General features: G+C 43.1%; 16 protein-coding genes. 7 read left to right on the forward strand and 9 right to left on the reverse strand.

What is annotated here, in order from left to right:
* Positions 1-18 precede the first annotated feature (18 nt).
* From Q4546_RS13445 to metB, 7 genes are all read right to left on the reverse strand, one after another.
* Positions 19-411, reverse strand: coding sequence for a hypothetical protein (locus Q4546_RS13445; protein WP_303446410.1), 393 nt, complete (start codon positions 409-411; stop codon positions 19-21).
* 69 nt (positions 412-480) lie between these two features.
* Positions 481-1,848 carry a sodium:alanine symporter family protein gene (locus Q4546_RS13450; RefSeq protein WP_102436618.1) on the reverse strand — a complete coding sequence of 456 codons (1,368 nt, stop codon included), beginning with the start codon at positions 1,846-1,848 and terminating at the stop codon, positions 481-483.
* Between the two features lie 303 nt (positions 1,849-2,151).
* Complete coding sequence (locus tag Q4546_RS13455) at positions 2,152-2,409, reverse strand: cysteine-rich CWC family protein (protein WP_102531227.1); 258 nt, start codon at positions 2,407-2,409, stop codon at positions 2,152-2,154.
* 112 nt (positions 2,410-2,521) lie between these two features.
* A complete protein-coding gene (locus Q4546_RS13460; protein WP_303446411.1) occupies positions 2,522-3,565 on the reverse strand; it encodes a c-type cytochrome in 1,044 nt (347 codons plus the stop codon).
* A gap of 9 nt (positions 3,566-3,574) precedes the next feature.
* Positions 3,575-4,258: a c-type cytochrome gene (locus Q4546_RS13465; protein WP_303446412.1), complete on the reverse strand. Its 684-nt coding sequence runs from the start codon at positions 4,256-4,258 to the stop codon at positions 3,575-3,577.
* Between the two features lie 338 nt (positions 4,259-4,596).
* Entirely contained in the window at positions 4,597-6,990 is a 2,394-nt protein-coding gene (locus tag Q4546_RS13470; protein WP_102436610.1) for a bifunctional aspartate kinase/homoserine dehydrogenase II, read from the reverse strand.
* A gap of 62 nt (positions 6,991-7,052) precedes the next feature.
* The gene (metB, locus tag Q4546_RS13475) at positions 7,053-8,213 is read right to left on the reverse strand and encodes a cystathionine gamma-synthase (protein ID WP_102436608.1); all 1,161 of its coding nucleotides are present in this window, start codon (positions 8,211-8,213) and stop codon (positions 7,053-7,055) included.
* A gap of 207 nt (positions 8,214-8,420) precedes the next feature.
* Between metB and metJ the strand changes: the two genes are divergently transcribed.
* Positions 8,421-8,735, forward strand: a complete 315-nt coding sequence (gene metJ, locus Q4546_RS13480; RefSeq protein ID WP_076538901.1) for a met regulon transcriptional regulator MetJ — start codon at positions 8,421-8,423, stop codon at positions 8,733-8,735.
* Between the two features lie 150 nt (positions 8,736-8,885).
* Positions 8,886-9,626, forward strand: a complete 741-nt coding sequence (locus Q4546_RS13485; RefSeq protein WP_303446413.1) for a sulfite exporter TauE/SafE family protein — start codon at positions 8,886-8,888, stop codon at positions 9,624-9,626.
* A 61-nt stretch (positions 9,627-9,687) separates the two neighbouring features.
* On the opposite strand, the gene Q4546_RS13490 is transcribed toward Q4546_RS13485, so the two are convergent.
* A complete protein-coding gene (locus Q4546_RS13490; RefSeq protein WP_303446419.1) occupies positions 9,688-10,878 on the reverse strand; it encodes a conjugal transfer protein TraF in 1,191 nt (396 codons plus the stop codon).
* Between the two features lie 122 nt (positions 10,879-11,000).
* The gene (locus Q4546_RS13495) at positions 11,001-11,906 is read right to left on the reverse strand and encodes a LysR family transcriptional regulator (protein ID WP_102531229.1); all 906 of its coding nucleotides are present in this window, start codon (positions 11,904-11,906) and stop codon (positions 11,001-11,003) included.
* A gap of 137 nt (positions 11,907-12,043) precedes the next feature.
* Between Q4546_RS13495 and Q4546_RS13500 the strand changes: the two genes are divergently transcribed.
* The 5 genes from Q4546_RS13500 to Q4546_RS13520 all read left to right on the forward strand — a co-directional run.
* Positions 12,044-12,763, forward strand: a complete 720-nt coding sequence (locus tag Q4546_RS13500) for an SDR family oxidoreductase (protein WP_102475367.1) — start codon at positions 12,044-12,046, stop codon at positions 12,761-12,763.
* A 349-nt stretch (positions 12,764-13,112) separates the two neighbouring features.
* Positions 13,113-14,795: an ABC transporter transmembrane domain-containing protein gene (locus tag Q4546_RS13505; RefSeq protein ID WP_303446414.1), complete on the forward strand. Its 1,683-nt coding sequence runs from the start codon at positions 13,113-13,115 to the stop codon at positions 14,793-14,795.
* Positions 14,792-16,864, forward strand: coding sequence for a peptidase domain-containing ABC transporter (locus Q4546_RS13510; RefSeq protein WP_303446415.1), 2,073 nt, complete (start codon positions 14,792-14,794; stop codon positions 16,862-16,864). The genes Q4546_RS13505 and Q4546_RS13510 overlap by 4 nt, the downstream gene beginning before the upstream one ends.
* A complete protein-coding gene (locus Q4546_RS13515) occupies positions 16,857-18,182 on the forward strand; it encodes an HlyD family type I secretion periplasmic adaptor subunit (protein WP_303446416.1) in 1,326 nt (441 codons plus the stop codon). Before Q4546_RS13510 ends, Q4546_RS13515 begins: the two co-directional genes overlap by 8 nt.
* A gap of 16 nt (positions 18,183-18,198) precedes the next feature.
* On the forward strand, positions 18,199-19,008 hold an 810-nt coding region (locus tag Q4546_RS13520; RefSeq protein WP_303446417.1), incomplete at its 3' end, for a hypothetical protein.

The following is a 19,008-nucleotide window of genomic DNA, read 5'->3' on the forward strand; positions in this document are numbered from 1 at the left end:
TAAAGCTTCACTTTAAGATTAAGACTTTAATAAGTATGCAAGACCATTGCACTCTAAATAAATTGAACAGGCTGGGTAAATCATTTTGCCGCAGTCTGTGATAATGAGTGCATTACCGCCCCTTTGTTGGGTTTGCACTTTTAATTCTTTTTTCAGCATGCTGATACTGGGGACACCAACCTCTATTGCTTCAGGGTTGTTAGCGCAATACGTCGTCACCACCTCACCTAGCGGTTCATTGTCATGGTTATACAATTCACTGGGCTGATAGATTTCAACCGTTGAAGCTTTAGCTTGGTAAGTAATATATTCATCAGCATTGGTTCTTATAGAGATGCCATTACAGCCACCGACGATTAATGAAGCCATAAGCAAAAAACTCAATGGAAGTATCTGGTTTGAAAGTTTCATCGATAATATTCCTTCTCAGTAAAGGCATACACTCCCCGTGTATGCCTTCATCATTCATCAACAGCGTTATTAGCTCTCTAATGCCTTAGCTTTTTGCTTGGCAAAATACTCTCGGGTTAAACCAAAGACCACAGGACTTAATAGGACTAGCGCAATTAAGTTAGGAATGGCCATCATTGCATTAAGCGTGTCAGCCAACAGCCAAATAAACTCTAATGAACTCACGGCGCCTATGGGTACCACAAGGGTCCATATTAAACGAAATGGTTTTACCGCTTTATCGCCAAGCAAGTATTGAACACACTTCTCACTATAAAAACTCCACCCTAGAATAGTCGTGAAGGCAAACACAGCAAGTGCTACCGCCACAATATAATTACCCATGGGCAGTGCATGTGAAAATGCATATGAAGTTAATGCGGCGCCGTTCTCGCCTGATGTCCAAGCACCGGAAACAATAATCGCTAAACCAGTAATAGAGCACACAATGATGGTATCAATGAATGTACCTAGCATGGCCACTAAGCCTTGCTTTACCGGATCATTGGTTTGCGCTGCAGCGTGAGCAATGGGCGCACTACCTAAGCCCGCTTCATTGGAGAACACACCACGGGCGACACCAAAACGAATCGCAGCCCAAACAGCTGCGCCAGCAAAACCGCCTTGAGCAGCAACTGGGTTAAACGCACTGTGAATAATTAATTCAAATGCTGCAGGAATTTGGTCTGCATATACCACTAAAACAGCTAAACCCGCGGCAATATAAAACAGGGTCATTAACGGCACGAGTTTACCAGCAACTTCTGCAATACGTTTAATACCGCCCATGAGTACTGCACCGACGAGTACCATTAAGACTAAACCAGTAACCCAGCTCGGCACGCCAAAGTTAGCACTCATGGCATCTGCCACTGAGTTAGTTTGCACGGTATTACCGATCCCAAAACCGGCAATAGAGCCCAGTATCGCAAACGCTGTCCCTAACCAGGCCCATTTGCTGCCTAAGCCATTTTTAATGTAATACATCGGTCCACCGACGTGATTGCCATTACTGTCTTTTTCACGATACTTAACTGCCAATACCGCTTCGGCAAATTTGGTCGCCATACCCACTAATGCGGTGCACCACATCCAAAATAATGCCCCTGGCCCACCAATAAAAATAGCGGTAGCCACACCAGCAATATTACCTGTTCCTATGGTGGCTGAGAGCGATGTCATTAGCGCATTAAAAGGACTAATTTCACCTTTATCAGTGCTATCACTGTCGGTTGCTCGACCCGACCACAGCAGTTTAAAACCAGTGCCTAATTTTAGGATTGGCATTAATTTTAATCCGATAGATAAAAATAATCCCACTCCTAAAATCATCACCAACATGGGTACGCCCCAAACGATGCTGTTTACTGCATTAATAAATGCCGTTAATCCTTCCATTGAAAACCTCATAATGAGTTAAATATTTATAGTTATTATTAATCGTTATCACTAAACGTTATTTTTACGGTTACTGCGTTCACACTACTAATACATCAGTGCGTGAATTTCAGATTACCTTCATTGGCACTAAATTGGAAACATCGGTACGATTCAAACCGAACAAATCAGCAAATAACAGTTTTTTATCAGCCAATTAAATTAATTTAATTATAAAAAAAGCGCTAACTAAATTAGCGCTTAAATCTTATTGAACCATTACAACCTAGCCTAAACACCCTGAATAAGCAGTCATTAAGGCCTTCACTGGGACAGTTTTTGATAGCAGCTTTGACAGACGCAGGCTTTGCCCTTTAACTCTGTGCGCAGCTTGTCACTGATCACAGCTTTAGCTGAAGCGCTTAAACACCAGCAGTCTTCAATCGGTTTACCCGCACTAACCGCGCATTGATTAACCTGCTGGCAAACGGGGCACGCTAATGGCTCAAAAATCGCGTCTTGTGCCTCAGATACTAATGGTTCATTTGCTTGGTTTGGTGAGTATATTTCTACATCTTTCATCTGGTTCACTTTGTTTCGTTAACTGGTTTAATTTCCATAAAATGCTTTATGAGATAAGGCTATGCCTTAACGATTGTAGCTTAAAAGCATAAGCTTGAAACTGGTTAAAGTCCTACTTATTAACAGGAAAATTTGGATAAGCTTCGGCGCCTAAAACATTACCAAGCTGCTGCTTGCCATAAAAGCCATCATGTTGATGATGACTTTTTTGGGTTTGTGGCAGGTCTCCTTTAAAACGCGGATCTTGCGGCCTTTCATGGGCATTAACAAAAGCTGCCACATCCCAAGCCTGCTGCACTGTTAGCTGAATACTTTTACCCAGCGGCATATTCTCATAGATAAAATTAGCTGCAGTGTTCACTCTATGCATCCCTGCGCCCCAGTTGTAGCTTTGCGGCCCCCATAATGGCGGTAAAGCGCTCACATTAGCCATTTTAATGCCTTGACCATCAACGCCATGACAAGCCTGACAATGGGTTTGATAAACTATTTCGCCTCGCTCAGTTGAATAAGCTTGTTCTGGCGCTTCTAACTTGGGAAAACCTCGGCCAGCAAGTGAGCTTAATGCTTTTTGATCCCATTTAGCTTTCACTGCAGCTGGAATTGGGAACTCTTCTCTATTGCCACCTTTTACCAGTTCGACATCACTCAACTCTGCTACTTTGCTATCGAGATTAAATTGATTCAGTAAACCGCTCATGGCTAGCCAATAAGAATAAGCTGAGATAGCCACAAGTTCCTTACTGCCTGATGCGGGGGCTGTACCATTCATTGAATAAGTAAAGCAACCTTGAATCCGTTCCTGGTAGCTATTCACTTTGTCATTTTTCTTTCGATAAGCGGGATAAGCCATATAGGCAGCCCATAGCGGTGAAGCATTGGCTTTATTACCTGCGTTCATATGACAATTAACGCAATTAAGCTCATTGCCGACATATTTATCTCTTAATTGCTGAGTATTAACAAATATCTGATAGCCCAAACGTACTTTGTCGCCAAACTCACCCTCTGGAATAGCTGATAAATCGCTAGGTTGCAGATACTGCGCTGCGGGATCTTTTGCTATAGCGGGGATCTGAGCTTGCCTATCGGGTAATTCTGCAGCGCTAACTGAACTGATAAACACACCTGCGACTAAATAATTAAACAGTTTCATGGTATGTCCTTATTTTTGTGCCAAAGGCTGTTGAGCAGCAGCATTTTGAGCCAGAGGTTTTAAAGCTGAAAAGTACGCTGACAATGCGTCAATTTCATCAGCAGTCAGCTTAGCGGCAATATTAGCCATCATATTATCGACATCACCTTTTCTAGTACCATTTTGCCAAGCCAATAGTTGGTTTTTTAAATAGCTAGGTTCTTGGCCTGCAAGTCGAGGGAAGTTGGCTGCGCCAATGCCTGAAGGTCCATGACAGCTAGTACAGGCAGGTATATCGCGACCCCAATCTCCCTGATAAGCCAATTTTTCCGCCGTATCAGTTATCACAACCTTGTCACCGCGGTATTGCAATGGGATCTCAGCTACTGTTTTAGCGGCAAAGAAATCAGCAACGACTTGGATAGCATCACCTTGTACTGTCGCAGCCATCGCCGACATTGTGGGACTTTGTCGATTACCCATTTGAAAATTAACCAGCTGCGAGGCGATATACTCACTGGATAAACCCGCCAACCTAGGCCCTATAACACCTAAACCCTCACCATTAACACCATGGCAAGTTAAACAAACTTGCGCCTGTGTGGGTACGGTTTGCAATAACTCTTTGGGAGATTGAGCAGGAATATCGGCAATAGCCAAGTTACGACTTGCCCCTATTGCTATTATCGTGATGACTTGTAAAAGGAATTTCATATACCGCCCTCTCCTTGGATGATGTTTAGCTACTGGAATAATAAATGTAGTCCATCAGATCCACTTTATGTGACTTAATTGAATACTCTCCACCAAAGAAAAAGTAACCCAAATACGCTTACCAAAGAACAGACAGCGAACATTTGCAGGCTAAAGACTGATAATGAAAAGGTCGTTGTCGATTAATCATCAGCAAATCGACTGGGAGTGAAGTTAACTCTGAGCTTATGCTTTTAGCGCTATTTTATGACAATAAAAAAGGCCTATTCCGTTAGGGAATAGGCCTTTAAAGTTAATCTTTCAACCAAGTTAATCGTCGTTTAACTCGCGCTTAAGGATCACTCCTGCAGTAAATCCTTACAGATTTGTACTAAGTCAGACTGCACAGCTGCTGCGGTAACTTCTCGGCCAGCACCTGGGCCGCGAATAATTAACGGATTGCCCTGATAAAAAGTGCTGCGGATGACAAACACATTATCTCCAGGGGTTAAACTGGCATAGGGATGGTTCGAGTCGACCCATTGAATGCCTACTTCAGCATGCATTTTGCCATCGACTTTATCTAAAGATGCCACATACCTTAAGACTTTATTTTGCTCAAAGGCTGCACTATATTGCTGCAACATAAACTCATCTAACTCGCCAATGCGCGCTAAAAAGTCATCTAACGACAAGTCGGCTAATTCAGCTGGCACTAATGAATTTAATTCAATGGCATCAAGCTCAATCTCAAAGCCAATTTCACGGGCCAGAATAAGTAACTTTCGCTGCATATCTCGGCCAGATAAATCATCTCGAGGATCTGGCTCTGTAATGCCTAATCCGCGGGCTTCAACCACGAGTTCAGAAAAAGATTTTTGCCCATCGTAATGCTCAAACAGCCAACATAAAGTACCTGAAAAAATACCGCCAACAGCTTCGATATTGTCGCCACTATTGCGTAAATCGTTTAGGGCATGCTGTACTGGTAAGCCAGCGCCGCAACTGGCATTGTAACGCCAAAATAAACGCCGGTTACTTAGCTGCTGCTTAAGCTCACGGTAAAAAGGTAACGGCCCTGAGCCTGCAAGTTTATTGGCGCTCACCATATGAATCCCTCGAGCGAAAAACTCTGGGTATTGTAAGGTTAAGCTGGCGCTAGCACTGATATCCAAGGCCACCAGCTCATCGCAGTCGAGCAGCTCAAGCTGCTCAAATAAACTAGGGTAGTCCCATGTTGTTGCTGTGGTATCAAAGTCATCTTGCCAGTTATTGGCATCTATTCCTTGCTGGCAAATGAGCGCCTCTTTTGAACTCACTAAACCCACAAGTTGCACATTGGCTTCTAGTTCACGGTTAAGCATGGTGGATGAGCGCTGAAATAAATCAATCCAGGCTTCACCAATATTACCGACCCCAAGCAATAATACCCCAATACGCAATCGCGGGCCTGCGCAGCGTCGGTGTACTTTTTGGGTGAGTAAATTAACCTGAGATTTAGGCACTAAGGTCACTAAACTCAAACCATCTTGATACAGGGGTTTGGCATCGCGACTTAATAATCGGGCAAAGCTGCGGCGGTAGTGCTCTGCATCAGCACTAACCAAAGCGACTAAACCTAAATCAGTATGAGCATGGATATCGCTAATTAATAGCTCATGACTATGTAGCTCCAGTAACGCTTGTACCTGCTTTTGGTTTTCAGCAGTGAATGCCAGTTCAACTTTATGATGGGCAGAGCACCAATATGCTAGCGGCGCAATACCGGCTTGCTCAAGTAATTTGAGTGTGGTTTGAATTAGCGCTTGCTGCTTAAAGCGAAACAGCACCACTTCATTTAAACTGGTAACCACTGGAGCGCTAGCTGACGAACTTTGGGGCGCAATAAGGGTAAAGTCAGTATGTGATGCGTAACTTGAGCGCACCGCGAGACTAACATTAGTATCAAATAAGGGCTGTAAAGTTCGGCTGTGCAGTACTGGCGAGCCGAGTTTAGCTAAACGATCGGCTTCAGCAAGTGACATGCTTTCAAGTAATTTGGCATCATTAATTTTATTCGGATCAGCGTTAAATACCCCTTCAACATCGGTCCAAATAGTCACTCGTTCAATGTCCGCTAAGCTGGCAATTAAGGTGGCGCTGTAATCTGAGCCATTGCGGCCAAGTAATAATGTATCCCCTTTACTGTTGGCGCAGATAAAGCCGGTGATCACTAAGCGTGTATTTGGATTAGCATCCAGCAGCTTTTGGACTTTTTCGCGGGACTCATCAAGACGAATATTCGGCACAGGCCCTTCATCAGCCACCAGCAGTGAGCAGGCATCAATATTCGCGGCAGCAACGCCAGACTCTCTTAATAAGGCTGCCATTAATCGTGCTGACCAACGCTCACCAAAGCTTAATACATGATTGAGCTGAAATTCATTGCGCTCTTCAAGGGACAATAAACTGACTAATTGCGATTTATCGGTTGATAGGCGCTCACGTAAATCGCGCGCTTGTTCGTTTGAGAGAAGTTGCTCAATCAGGTTTTGCTGATAGCTCACCAGTACTTGTAGCTCTTCTTGCCACAAGTCACCGTTTTCTCTTAAGGAGAGTAATTTATATAAAAAGTTAGTACTTTTACCCGCAGCTGAAACAACGACTAAATCATCACTGTTGCCATGAGTCAGTAAAATATGGGCAACGCGGCGATAGCAATCTGCATCAGCAAGACTTGAACCACCAAATTTATGTAAATGACTGCGGGCCATTTTTCACTCCTTAAACAACATATACCAGCCTGACTACATGAATATAGCCAAGGGAGATTAACTTAAAGCGCAGCGACAGCAGCTAAGCCTACTTCAATATCGGCAACCAAGTCTTCAGCATCTTCAATCCCGACAGATAGTCGCAGTAAAGTATCTTTAATGCCAGCTTCATACCGTGCTGCAGGCGCCATTGCTCTATGGGTCATGGTTGCAGGTACGGCAACTAAGCTTTCCACTCCGCCTAAGCTTTCAGCAACACTGAAAATAGACAGTGCATTTAAAAAGGCGACCACTTCTGCTTCACCACCTTTAAGTTCGAAACTTAACATAGCGCCGAAGCCTTGTTGTTGCTTAGCTGCAATATCGTGACCTGGGTGGTCTTTTAAGCCTGGATAATACACTTTTTCGACAAGATTGCTGGCCTGAAGTACGTCAATAACTTGCTCAGCATTTTTTTGATGCTCGCGAATACGTACAGCTAAAGTACGAATGCCACGTAAGGTTAGGTAACTATCAAAAGCCGAGCCTGTTAGCCCTAAGGTGTTTGACCACCAGTGTAGTAACTCACCCAGTTCAGGGTCTTTTGCCACCACAGCGCCACCTACAACGTCACTATGACCATTGATATATTTGGTGGTGGAATGCATGACGATATCAGCGCCTAGCTCTAATGGCTGTTGCAAAATTGGCGATAAAAAGGTGTTATCAACCACAACTAAGGCATCGACTTTATGGCTTTGCTCAGCAATAGCTTTGATATCAACAACACGTAATAATGGGTTTGACGGCGTTTCTAACCACACCATTTTAGGTTTCTGAGCAATCGCATCACTGAGTGCTTGCTCATCTGTTTGATCAATCACCAGTAATTTAAATTGGCCTTTGTTGGCAAGATTTGTGAACAAACGGTAACTACCGCCATAACAATCGTGAGGCACAATCAGTAAATCATCGGGGCCTAATAAACTAGTGACCAAGGTAATCGCAGCCATACCGGTACAAGTAACCACCCCAGTAGCGCCATGTTCAAGTTTGGCAATGGCTTCACCTAACACGCAGCGCGTCGGGTTTCCTGAACGACTATAATCAAACTCTCTAGGGTTTTTATGGCCATCAAAAGAATAGTTTGTTGATAGATAAATCGGCGGGACTACAGCGCCGTATTGGGTATCTGACTCGATACCTTGGCGTACTGCTAGCGTAGCTGCGCGATGTTTGCTCATTGTAAACTCCTAAAGAATACACACTAAAGAGATGTCTAGATGGCTAAATGTACCTAAGCTAAGTCACATCGTCAATACAAATCAGCCGTTTAGACGTCTAAACATAAAGAAATCTATTTCCATTCGTTATAGAATAACCGCAATAATTTGACTGTTATTATTTAGCGGTTAAAATCTGCCACGAATCTATCGTATAAAGGTGAGTTAATGACTGAATGGAATGGCGACTATATCAGCCCATATGCCGAACATGGCAAAAAAAATGAACAAGTTAAAAAAATCACGGTATCCATACCTTTAAAAGTTTTAAAAGTATTGACTGATGAACGTACCCGCCGCCAGGTTAATAACTTACGTCATGCAACCAATAGTGAACTACTGTGTGAAGCATTTTTGCATGCCTACACTGGACAACCACTGCCAAATGACGGTGACTTATCAAAAGAAGGGCCTGATAGCATCCCATCTGAAGCAAAAGCTTTGATGGATGCCATGGGAATTGAGTGGGAAGATCTTGATTAAGTCAAGCTAGCGACTAGCGCTGAAGTACTTGCGCTAAAGTACTTGCGCTAAAGCATAAGCCTGCTCAATTAATCAAACACTGCTCGTCATTTAACGCATCGAGCTCTCAAGCTGAGAGTGAGTTGCAGTATTGCGCCTAAAGAGTCGACAATGGAATTTATCGATCCGCAGACCTTGATGCTTGCATCGGTTATCATTTTTCTAGGCGCATTAACCCAAGGCCTTATCGGTTTTGGGCTTGCGGTTGTTGCCAGTCCACTTCTCTATATCATCGACTCACAATTAGTCCCAGCCCCTGTGATTATGATGGGTTTTTCCATCGCCTTATTGACCTTATTGCGTGAACGTACTCAACTGGAGTTTAATGGGCTGCAATATGCGCTGCTGGGGCGAATACCTGGTGGCTTTATGGGCGCAGGTTTATTACTGTTTGCCCCCCAAGCAGTACTGGGGTTAGCCATTGCCTTTATTGTCGGCGCAGCGGTGTTGCTGAGTATTTTTAAGATCACAGCGCCAGTAAATCGGCTTTCGCTATTTATTGCAGGTGTCTTGTCGGGGGTATTTGGAAATATTGCCGCCATTGGTGGGCCACCATTAGCGATTTTATTAGCCGGTAAAGATGCGCCGCAGTTTAGAGCCGCGCTATCGATCTTTTTTGTTTTCAGCTCAATGATCGCACTGATTATTTTAATGCTTGCAGGCTTAGTGGAAGCAAAGCATCTGTGGTTGTCATTGATGCTATTGCCATCTGTCATACTCGGAAATATTGCCGCAGGAAAGCTAACCAATAAGGTTGATAAAAATAAGACTCGCATCGCCACTATGGTGTTATGTAGCTTAAGTGCATTATTGCTAACCCTTAAGTCGTTAATTGAATTATCAGCAGGCTAGTCGATCATCTTTTTGTGGCAGATATAAATGCAACAATGATGACAGCTAAAAATGATAACGCTTAAAAGTGATAAGAAGTTTGCAGCACAGCGCCAATGGCATCATCACCATAGCTGCCGCTCATATCCAGCTTAAAGGCTTGGCCGATGGCAAAGCCGGTGCCGAAAGAGTAAATATCTACGCTATTATCTTTTAAGTCATGGCGGTAGCCCATGCGTAAAAACAGCCAGTCAGTGGCTTTAACTTCACCGCCCACTCGCCAATACTGCACCGCATCAAACTCGCTAAAACGGCTTTGCTCCACCAGATCAATATCCGTGGTTAAGGTGACTCTGGACCAATCATAAGCAGCTCCCACTGTGACTAACGGCTCAATTTGGTATTCAAATGTCCGTCCTTGAGCTTCAACTGTGGTTATTTTTTTACTGAATAAATTACGAGCAGACAGCCCTAAGGTTAAGCTTTCTGTTGGCTCAATAGCCACCCCAAGATCAAGGTTAAATAAGCTGTCATCATTTCGATATTTATCATCATCAAAATCATCGACATCAAAGTTATTGGCACTGGCACTGTAATGATAGGTATCAATGCGTTGAAACTTAGGTGAAATCCCAACTTTTACAGGCATGTTAACTATAGATAGTGGAAAGCTTAACGCCACCCCAAAATCTGTGACTCCGGCGGCTAATACAATGCCTTGAGAGTCTAAGTCAGTGAGATCTGCAGGAGGGTTGGCGGGATCGAGATTAGTCAGCATATCAATATCACCTTGAGCAATATCAGCAACGCCCATAGCGTCAAGGTGACTTTTGGAAAATAGCGCCATTGGCACGGTTTGAGTTGGCAATACTAATGCTGCGCCAATTGCGGCTGATACCGAGGCGTTAGTGCCGTTGAGGGCATTTAAATTAATAACTAAATCATCACGAAAACTAGCAATATCATCAGTATCATTGCCGTTTATGGCCGTTTCTAAGTCATCAAAACTGTCTTGTAGTGAGTCAAACTTATCAAGCATATTGTCGCTATCATCCACTTCAGCAGCCACAACCGGTAACAGTAAGGAGAACTCATTGGTTTTTGGGGCGTAAATAGCCAGTAAAGCGGGATTAATAAAACTTGCGCCGATACGGCTTGATGAGGCTACACCTGTACCGCCCATGCTATCACTGCGAGCTTCAAAATAAAGCTGACCCGCTTGCGTATTTATCGCAAACAGCAGTAAAAACAATAGCAGCGCTAAGGATCTCATCATTCACCATTTTCATTTTTAATTATCTAATAAAGATAGTCGAAAAAATTAAAAATAGGCTTCAATCCCGTTAGACTTTTACGGCATAGATGAATTTAATCAGCCGTTTTTTAAATGTTATTTTATGAATCAGGTAGATAGCGCTTAAAATTTTCCATGGTGAATTGAATAAATTTTTTCAGCCTTTCTGGTTGGAATTTATCTTTATGGTAAAGCATATAAAAAGGCGTGTCGGGAATATGCCAATCATTAAACACATTCACTAATTGACCCGCTGCAATTTCATTAGCGCAATATAAATAAGGTAATCGCACAATGCCATTTCCTGCTAAGGCGCTGGCTTTCATAGCGCGGCCATTTTTACACTTAAAACCGCCCTTAATGGCAACGTCTACAGCTTGAGCATCTTGCCTATGGCCAAAGCGCCAATGGCTGATCGAGCCAGTAATACACAGGTGATTATTAAGCTCGCTTGGATGCTGCGGTTGACCATATTTCGCTAAGTATTCAGGGGCGACTAAAGTGCGGTTTTCGATATCCATCAGCTTTCTGGCCACCAAGCTTGAATCTGCCAGTTCGCCCATGCGAAATACAATATCAAAATGGCCCTCGATTAAATCAACCCGCTGGCTACTAAAATCAAGATCGATGGTAATTTCAGGATACTGTTTAATAAAATCATTCACCAACGCCACTAAAATATCTTCACCAATCACCCCGCCAACGCAATTAATGTGAATATTGCCCTGTAATGTTTCAGCGCTGTCTAATGTCATTGCCACCACCTGATCGATTTGCGCTAACGCTTGCTGGCATTGCAACAGCAATTGCTGACCTTGCTCTGTCAGTCTTTGGGTTCTGGTGGTTCTAATAATTAGGCTAACACCAAGAAATTTTTCTAAACTTAATAATTGCTTTGATAAATGCGAACGTGAGCAGCCTAAGACCTGTGCAGCTTGAGTAAAGTTACCTTGCTCAGCAATCACCACAAAGGCTCTGATATCAATCAAATTTATGTCTAAGTTCATAATAATGTCTATTTTAGTTTGTGGTCATCAACAAGTTATTAGGAGCCACAGGTAAACAATGATGTTCTTTGTGGATTATATATCAACAATGAGCCATTACCTATAATGGACACAACTTAACGAACGAGGTAAAAATCATGAAATCACTTGTTGTCATTACTGGCGCATCATCAGGTATTGGCGCCGCTATGGCGAATGCATTTAGCGCTAAAGGTCACCCACTACTTTTACTTGCTCGTCGCGTTGAACCAATGCAAGCACTTAACCTGCCCAACAGCTTATCTGTTAGCGTTGATGTTACTGATGCTGCAGCGATGAAAACAGCGATTGCGACTGCTGAAGCAAAGTTTGGCCCTGTTGGCTGTTTAGTCAATAACGCTGGCGTAATGCTACTTGGTCAAGCAGATGTACAAGATCCTGCCCAGTGGAGCCAAATGCTCAACATCAATGTGATGGGCGTGCTTAATGGTATTCACGCTGTGCTTGCTGATATGAAAGCCCGTAAAACAGGCACTATTATCAACGTAAGCTCTATAGCGGGTCGTAAAACATTCCCTAACCATGCAGCATATTGTGCCAGTAAGTTTGCTGTGCATGCGCTAACTGAAAATATCCGCGAAGAAGTGGCGATGGATGATGTGCGAATGGTGACTATCGCTCCAGGCGCTGTTGAAACGGCCCTGCTTAGCCACACAACCGATGAAGATATTAAAGCCGGCTACCAAGAATGGAAAGAGTTCATGGGCGGCGTTATCGAGCCTACAGCAGTTGCTGATGCGGCTGTATTTGCCTTTGAAATGCCGCAAAATGTTTGTGTACGAGAAATTGTCTTAGCGCCAACTCGCCAACAACCTTAAGAATATATCAAGTCTAGATAGGTCTACATTTCAGCTAAAAACCATGAGTTATTACTCATGGTTTTTTATTATCTTTGCATTAATTTTAATAAGCGGCCTCCCTTTACATACTCCACGCGTACCTCATGCAAACTCATTCTCTTATCCCTCGTAATAATGCCGCCATTTCGAGCAAACTCGCTGCATCTGATTAAAAATCAGTTTACCCCCAAGATGTTATATTGATTGCTTAATATTTAAATTAAGTTAGATTAAGGTAAGGAAAACTGACTAAAACAAGCTACGCTTAAATCATTGGTTTATTGATTGCTTAGTCGTTACGCATTGCGATAAAAAGGACATTTTTTGTATGCAGGAAAACTTCAGTTTATTTTCCAGGAATAAAGCCTTTCCCGAGCTATTATTGTCATCGACATTTATCAATTTATTGTCGCTTGCGCTGCCATTCACCATGCTACAAATCTACGATCGTATTCTGCCAAATCAAGGTTATGGTACTGCCACTATTCTTGTTTCTGGTGTGGCGATTGCGATTTTACTGGAATTATTACTCAGATATGGCCGCAGTTGGCTACTTGCAGCATCAGCAGCCAATTTTGAATTAGAAACCACAACCAAGGTGGTTAATAAGCTCATGCAAGCGGACTATCACCATGTTGAATCCATGGGAACAGGTAAAGTTACTAATGGTTTAGCCAGTATTGCGAGTATGCGAGAGCTCTATTCAGGGCAAGCAATTGTGGCACTCATGGATTTTCCATTTGTGCTCATTTTTCTTGCATTGGTTGCCTATATTGGTGGCCCGCTGGTATTCATTCCGATAGTCGTCTGGGTACTTGTTGGCGCTCTGGTTTATGTCATTGGCAAAAAACTCGCCATAGCCACTGAGGATCTCGCTCTTTCAGATGCTGAACGAACCCGAATGTTGATACTGGTGTTATCAGGGCTAACCACAGCCAAGGCCCTATCTTTAGAAGACCGATTAGCCAGTATTTATAATAAAATAAACCACCAGCGACTAGCACAACAGCAACAAGTCGATTGGTTATCAGCTAAGTTACAAGAAGTCATCCAAGCAGCATCGCAAGGAACAACACTAATATTAGTGATGCTAGGTTGTTTAGAAGTCCTTAACGGTTCGCTTACAACGGGTGGACTGGCTGCATGTTCAATATTAGCGGGTCGCGCCATCGCACCATTAAGTGCAATTATTAGCCTTCGTTCTCGACTTGTGAGTGCCAAAACGGCGATGTCACACGTAGATGATTTGACCGCCATTCCAGCCGAAGCGTTTAGTGCTGAAAAAATCTATCAACAAAAAATCCCTAACGGCCCTATTAGGTTTCAAAAAGTCGATAGCAGTAATTTAGGCACTGTCATTCAACAGTTGAATTTAGAGATCCTCCCTAAAACCTTAGTTACCCTGCAATCAAATCCCCTGAGTCATGCTAGCCACTTACTCAGTATCATTGCTGGATTTCAAAAGATAAGTACAGGTGAAGTCGCCATTGATGGGGTTTTACTTCATGCACACGATAGTAAAGAGTTTCGACAGTCCGTTAACTATGTTGCCCCTTGGCCAACCTTATTTGCAGGTAGTTTACTTGAGAATATGACCATGTTCCGAGCAGAGTATGAACCACAAGCAATGGCAATTGCTGACAGTTTAGGCTTAACGGCTAAAATTGCCGAATTGCCCAATGGTTATCAAACTTCAGTCGGTGAAAATGACAACCAAATGCTAAATAAAGGGGCAATTAAACTCATTGCAATAGTCAGAGCGATAGTCCAAAAACCGTCGATATTGCTATTGGATGAGCCGATGATTTCACTTGATGCCGATGCCCAAAATAAACTACTCACTTTATTGGCCCAACTGAAACAACAAATGACCATTGTAGCGGCATCCCACTACCCTGAAATCGGTAAAATTAGTGATGAAGTTGTCACAATTGAGGGACATGCTCAGCCTAAAAAAACTAATAAATCGCCGCACGTGGATAATAGTGATTCACAGGAGGTGATCCTATGAAGACTTTAGAACTAAAACCATTACTAGTTGAGCTGTTACAACAATTAGGTCTTTACACTCAAGCCAGTAACGTGGCTAGTGACACTGAAAACGATCTCAATACTCTCGCTGTTTCCCGCTTATTAAAAAAACATCAAATTGGTTTCTCTGTTATTAAACCGTCAGATAGTACCCTGCATTTAACCATCTACCCTTTCTTAGTTGTCCCAGCGAAAGACAATGCCTTTATAGCAAGAAGACAGGGACATCAGTTCGAAAAACTAGAGAATAATCATTGGCAAACGGTCGATATGGCTCAGCTAACAGATGATGCATACTTATTTGTTATTGATGCCTTACCTCGTAGTAAAAAGAGTGTTCAAGCATTCGCCGCTCACATGAGTAAGAGAACTAAATGGTATCGTCCCGTTTTCTGGCTGAGTTTACTGTCCAGTATTACAGGGTTAGCAGTACCTCTGTTTACCATGGCTGTATATGACCGAGTCATTGGTGGTCAAACACCCTCCATACTCCCCAGCATAGCCTTAGGTGGAGCGCTTGCTGTTGGCGTATTAGTATCAACCCGCTTAGCGCGGGCGCAAATTCTTGCCACCACCAGTAATCGATTTGCTAGAGACCTTTCCCAGATAACCTTTTATCGACTATTACACATGCCGTTAATGGTACTGTCACGCGTCGGCATTTCAAATCATATCGCTAGAATGCGTAATGCAGAAAAAGTCAGAATGCTCTTATCTGGCCCTGGAGGCGGCGGCTTAGTCGACCTGCCCTTCACTATTATTGCGCTGCTGGCGATTATGTTTTTAAGTGGCTGGCTAGTATTAGTGCCTATTGGCATGTTGATGCTGTATTACTTGGTGATGAAAGTCGTCAGCCGCTATGTTCAGGCAGCCTCGCCAACAATTAGTGGCGAGTATCAAAATACCCTAAGCGAACTAGCGAAAAATCTACTGCAACTCAAAGCGGCTGGTGATACTGAAGGCTGGCAAACAAAATTTATTCGTCAATGCCGTGAAAATAGTCGCCAGAATTTTCTTTATGCTAAACGAAATGGCCTAAATGCAGCCATTGCTCATTCACTGAGTTTATTCACTGCACTCATCACAGTGTTTACGGGAATATTTTTAGTACTAAATCAAACGATTTCCTCCGGTGCATTAATTGCCTGTGTGATGATGATTTGGCGGATTACAGGCCCTGCACAACTGGCATTTTCATCTCAACAAAAATTCACCATGATGGATGTTGCCGTAAAACAGTTTGATCGGTTCATGCAGGCAACAACGGAACAATCAGAATTACGCTTAGACACCCCTGATAACACTCAAGCACCAGCAATTTCATTTCAGCATTTAACCCTGAGATATAAAGCTGAAGGAGAGCCGGCACTATCAGGTGTGAATGTAGACATAGAACCCGGTGAATTAGTTGCCGTTATAGGGCCCAATGCCTGTGGTAAATCAACCTTGCTACTGAGCGCCTTAGGCGTGTTGGAAGCACAAGCTGGATTTGTCACCGTGAATGGGAAAAATTTAAAACAATATGACACTGAAATATTTAGGCATTGGGTGGCTTATAGCCCATCACAACCTGATATTTTCCCAGGGACTTTAGCTGAAAATATTCGGATAGCGAAACCAGATGCTACCGATGATGAAATTAAAACCGCAATAATTGCCGCTGGTGGGGCCAGCTTTTTTAATAGCATCAATAATGACTTATCGGTTGATTTACTCGGTGAGAATAACGCCATGCTTTCCGCTATCGAAGGGAGTTACATCAACCTTGCCCGCGCACTGATAAAACAATCGCCATTGTTATTGCTTGATGAACCATTACCTCATCGAAATCCAGAATCAAAACAGCAGTTGATAAAGACCTTATTAAACTTAAAAGGACAATCAACCGTAATGTTTACTAGCCACGATCAAGATTTAATTAAACACGCTGACAAGGTCATTATTCTTGATAAAGGCGCTGTGGTTTATGCAGGCCCAATTCCAGACCAAGCACCTCAAACGCCAGATGCCACTAACACCGTCATGCAGGAGTCTCCAACCAATGGATAATCGTCAACTAGCTAATCGAGTCTGGCCAGAACATGAATTTGCAGAAGCAATTGAAGCCCCTGCTGAGCGTAAATTAATTCGAAATATCATCTTATTGATCACCGGCTCAATTTTAATCATGTTGGTTTGGTCTGTTTTTACCAGCGTAGAAGAAATTTCAAAATCCAAAGGACAAGTGGTGCCGTTAGGCCATAGGCAGGTTATTCAAAGCCGTGCTGGTGGCACTATTGCTTCTGTCATAGTCGAAGAAGGTGACGTTGTTAAACAAGGTGATATTTTGGCAAGCTTTGTCTCAATAGACAGCTTGTCAGCTGAGGAAGAACTATCCAGTAAACGTGCTAACTTAATGATGCGAATTGAACGTTACGAAGCCTTCATTGATGCTCGCGATGCCAATTTTGATGAGTTCGCCTATGAGTACCCGCAACTGGTTAAGCTGCATCAGTCTTCGCTTAATCGCATGATCGATGAACGAGTGGCAATTGAGCAGCTATCAGAATCTGAAATAGCCAAATCTCAAGCGGAATTGGATGGTTTGAAAACTGAAATACCTCCCCTTAGCGATCAAATCCAAACCGCAGAACAAACGTTAAAAATGATGTTGTCAGTAACAGAAGAGCAAGCCGTTTCAAAGTTACGCATTTTAGAATCACAGCAAAAGCTTGATTCTTACATGCGAGAGCTAAAGGCGATGGAAAGCAAACAACAAGTTCTCACCAAGAACCTGCTAAATCTGCAGCAACAACTCAAACAAAGACAGGCTTCATTATTAAAAGAAGTCGGTGAAAAACGTACTGACACCCAAGCTGAATTATTAGGTGTCACAGCAAGGCTTAAATCATCCAGCTCACTGGTATCTCAAAACACCGTAACCGCGCCTGTTGACGGCATCATTCAATCAATCCCAACATCTTCAACTGGCAGCGTCATTCAACCAGGTGGGACTGTGGCTGTAATTGTTCCCATGACCAAAACGGGTATGATGGAAATTAAGCTGTCACCAAGAGATATCGGCTTTGTCCATGTTGGTCAATCAGCAAGAATCAAAATCGATGCGTTTGATTACAGCCGTTATGGCGCGTTAGATGGAATCGTAAAACGTATTTCACCAAGCACAGATAAAGATGAAAAAGGCGGTGTATTTTATAAAGTGCAGCTTGCCATTGATAAGCCCTACTTTTTGGATAATCCCGATAGTTTTGCATTAATTCCAGGAATGACTGGCGAAGCAGATATTGTGACAGGTGAAAAAAGTGTCTTCCAGTACTTATGGAAACCAGTGTTCACCAACATTAACGAAGCATTTGGCGAAAGATAAATGGTAGGAGCATCCCATGAGCACGGATAATAAAGATAATAAAAATAAGCCAAATGAAAAAAATAAACTCAAAAAAGATCTGCCCGAAAATAAAATCCAGCAAGCAATAAAGAAAATTGATAATGATGCTAAAAAGTTGCGGGCAAAAGAATCTCGAGATACGGGGAACATAACCCCAAATAGACAAAATGATCTGGTAGCTGACAAGTCTTGGCAGACGAATATAGCGAATGCATCTGAGGATGATAAAGCAACTGAAGCAGATTTTACTCATGCAGCTACTAATCCAGAAGCTACTCAGCAAGACGTTTTAAAAACATCCACAACGCCACAACAGTTAACAAGCTCAACACTTAAAAATGCCAGTCAAATCGCTGATAGCAACCCGATAGAACCGAGTCAGCAGCAGCCATTAAATAAGCTTATTGTAGAAACAGGTTCAACTCAAACAACAGGACTAGCAGCGGGTGCACATTTTCATAATGGTAATGTCACAACCCAAGACATAAGCCAATTTAGAACATCTCAAATTTCGTTACCTGAACAAAACTTTCAGACTGCTTTTACCATTAATTCATCATCTCATTCAGTATCAAATGTAATCACACCACAAACTGCAACACATGAAGTGATTGAGACACTAAAAGGTACCCCAACACCTGACATTACCCCTCCCTCTACTAGCACTGGCACTGGCACTGGCACTGGCACTGGCACTGGCACTGGCACTGGCACTGGCACTGGCACTGGCACTGGCAGTGGCACTGGCACTGGCACTGGCAGTGGCACTGGCGGTGGCACTGGCTCTGGCGGGTGGCGTTGGGGG

Source organism: Shewanella sp. 4_MG-2023 (assembly GCF_030548015.1).
Classification (GTDB): Bacteria; Pseudomonadota; Gammaproteobacteria; order Enterobacterales; family Shewanellaceae; genus Shewanella.

What these genes read in the sequence shown, in the direction of transcription:
- Q4546_RS13470 (WP_102436610.1), bottom strand. Translation starts at nt 6,990, where the DNA reads ATGGCCCGCAGTCATTTACATAAATTTGGTGGTTCAAGTCTTGCTGAT.
- Q4546_RS13490 (WP_303446419.1), bottom strand. Translation starts at nt 10,878, where the DNA reads ATGAGATCCTTAGCGCTGCTATTGTTTTTACTGCTGTTTGCGATAAAT.
- Q4546_RS13455 (WP_102531227.1), bottom strand. Translation starts at nt 2,409, where the DNA reads ATGAAAGATGTAGAAATATACTCACCAAACCAAGCAAATGAACCATTA.
- metB (WP_102436608.1), bottom strand. Translation starts at nt 8,213, where the DNA reads ATGAGCAAACATCGCGCAGCTACGCTAGCAGTACGCCAAGGTATCGAG.
- Q4546_RS13500 (WP_102475367.1), top strand. Translation starts at nt 12,044, where the DNA reads ATGAAATCACTTGTTGTCATTACTGGCGCATCATCAGGTATTGGCGCC.
- Q4546_RS13445 (WP_303446410.1), bottom strand. Translation starts at nt 411, where the DNA reads ATGAAACTTTCAAACCAGATACTTCCATTGAGTTTTTTGCTTATGGCT.
- Q4546_RS13450 (WP_102436618.1), bottom strand. Translation starts at nt 1,848, where the DNA reads ATGGAAGGATTAACGGCATTTATTAATGCAGTAAACAGCATCGTTTGG.
- Q4546_RS13465 (WP_303446412.1), bottom strand. Translation starts at nt 4,258, where the DNA reads ATGAAATTCCTTTTACAAGTCATCACGATAATAGCAATAGGGGCAAGT.
- Q4546_RS13515 (WP_303446416.1), top strand. Translation starts at nt 16,857, where the DNA reads ATGGATAATCGTCAACTAGCTAATCGAGTCTGGCCAGAACATGAATTT.
- Q4546_RS13495 (WP_102531229.1), bottom strand. Translation starts at nt 11,906, where the DNA reads ATGAACTTAGACATAAATTTGATTGATATCAGAGCCTTTGTGGTGATT.
- metJ (WP_076538901.1), top strand. Translation starts at nt 8,421, where the DNA reads ATGACTGAATGGAATGGCGACTATATCAGCCCATATGCCGAACATGGC.
- Q4546_RS13505 (WP_303446414.1), top strand. Translation starts at nt 13,113, where the DNA reads ATGCAGGAAAACTTCAGTTTATTTTCCAGGAATAAAGCCTTTCCCGAG.
- Q4546_RS13460 (WP_303446411.1), bottom strand. Translation starts at nt 3,565, where the DNA reads ATGAAACTGTTTAATTATTTAGTCGCAGGTGTGTTTATCAGTTCAGTT.
- Q4546_RS13485 (WP_303446413.1), top strand. Translation starts at nt 8,886, where the DNA reads ATGGAATTTATCGATCCGCAGACCTTGATGCTTGCATCGGTTATCATT.
- Q4546_RS13510 (WP_303446415.1), top strand. Translation starts at nt 14,792, where the DNA reads ATGAAGACTTTAGAACTAAAACCATTACTAGTTGAGCTGTTACAACAA.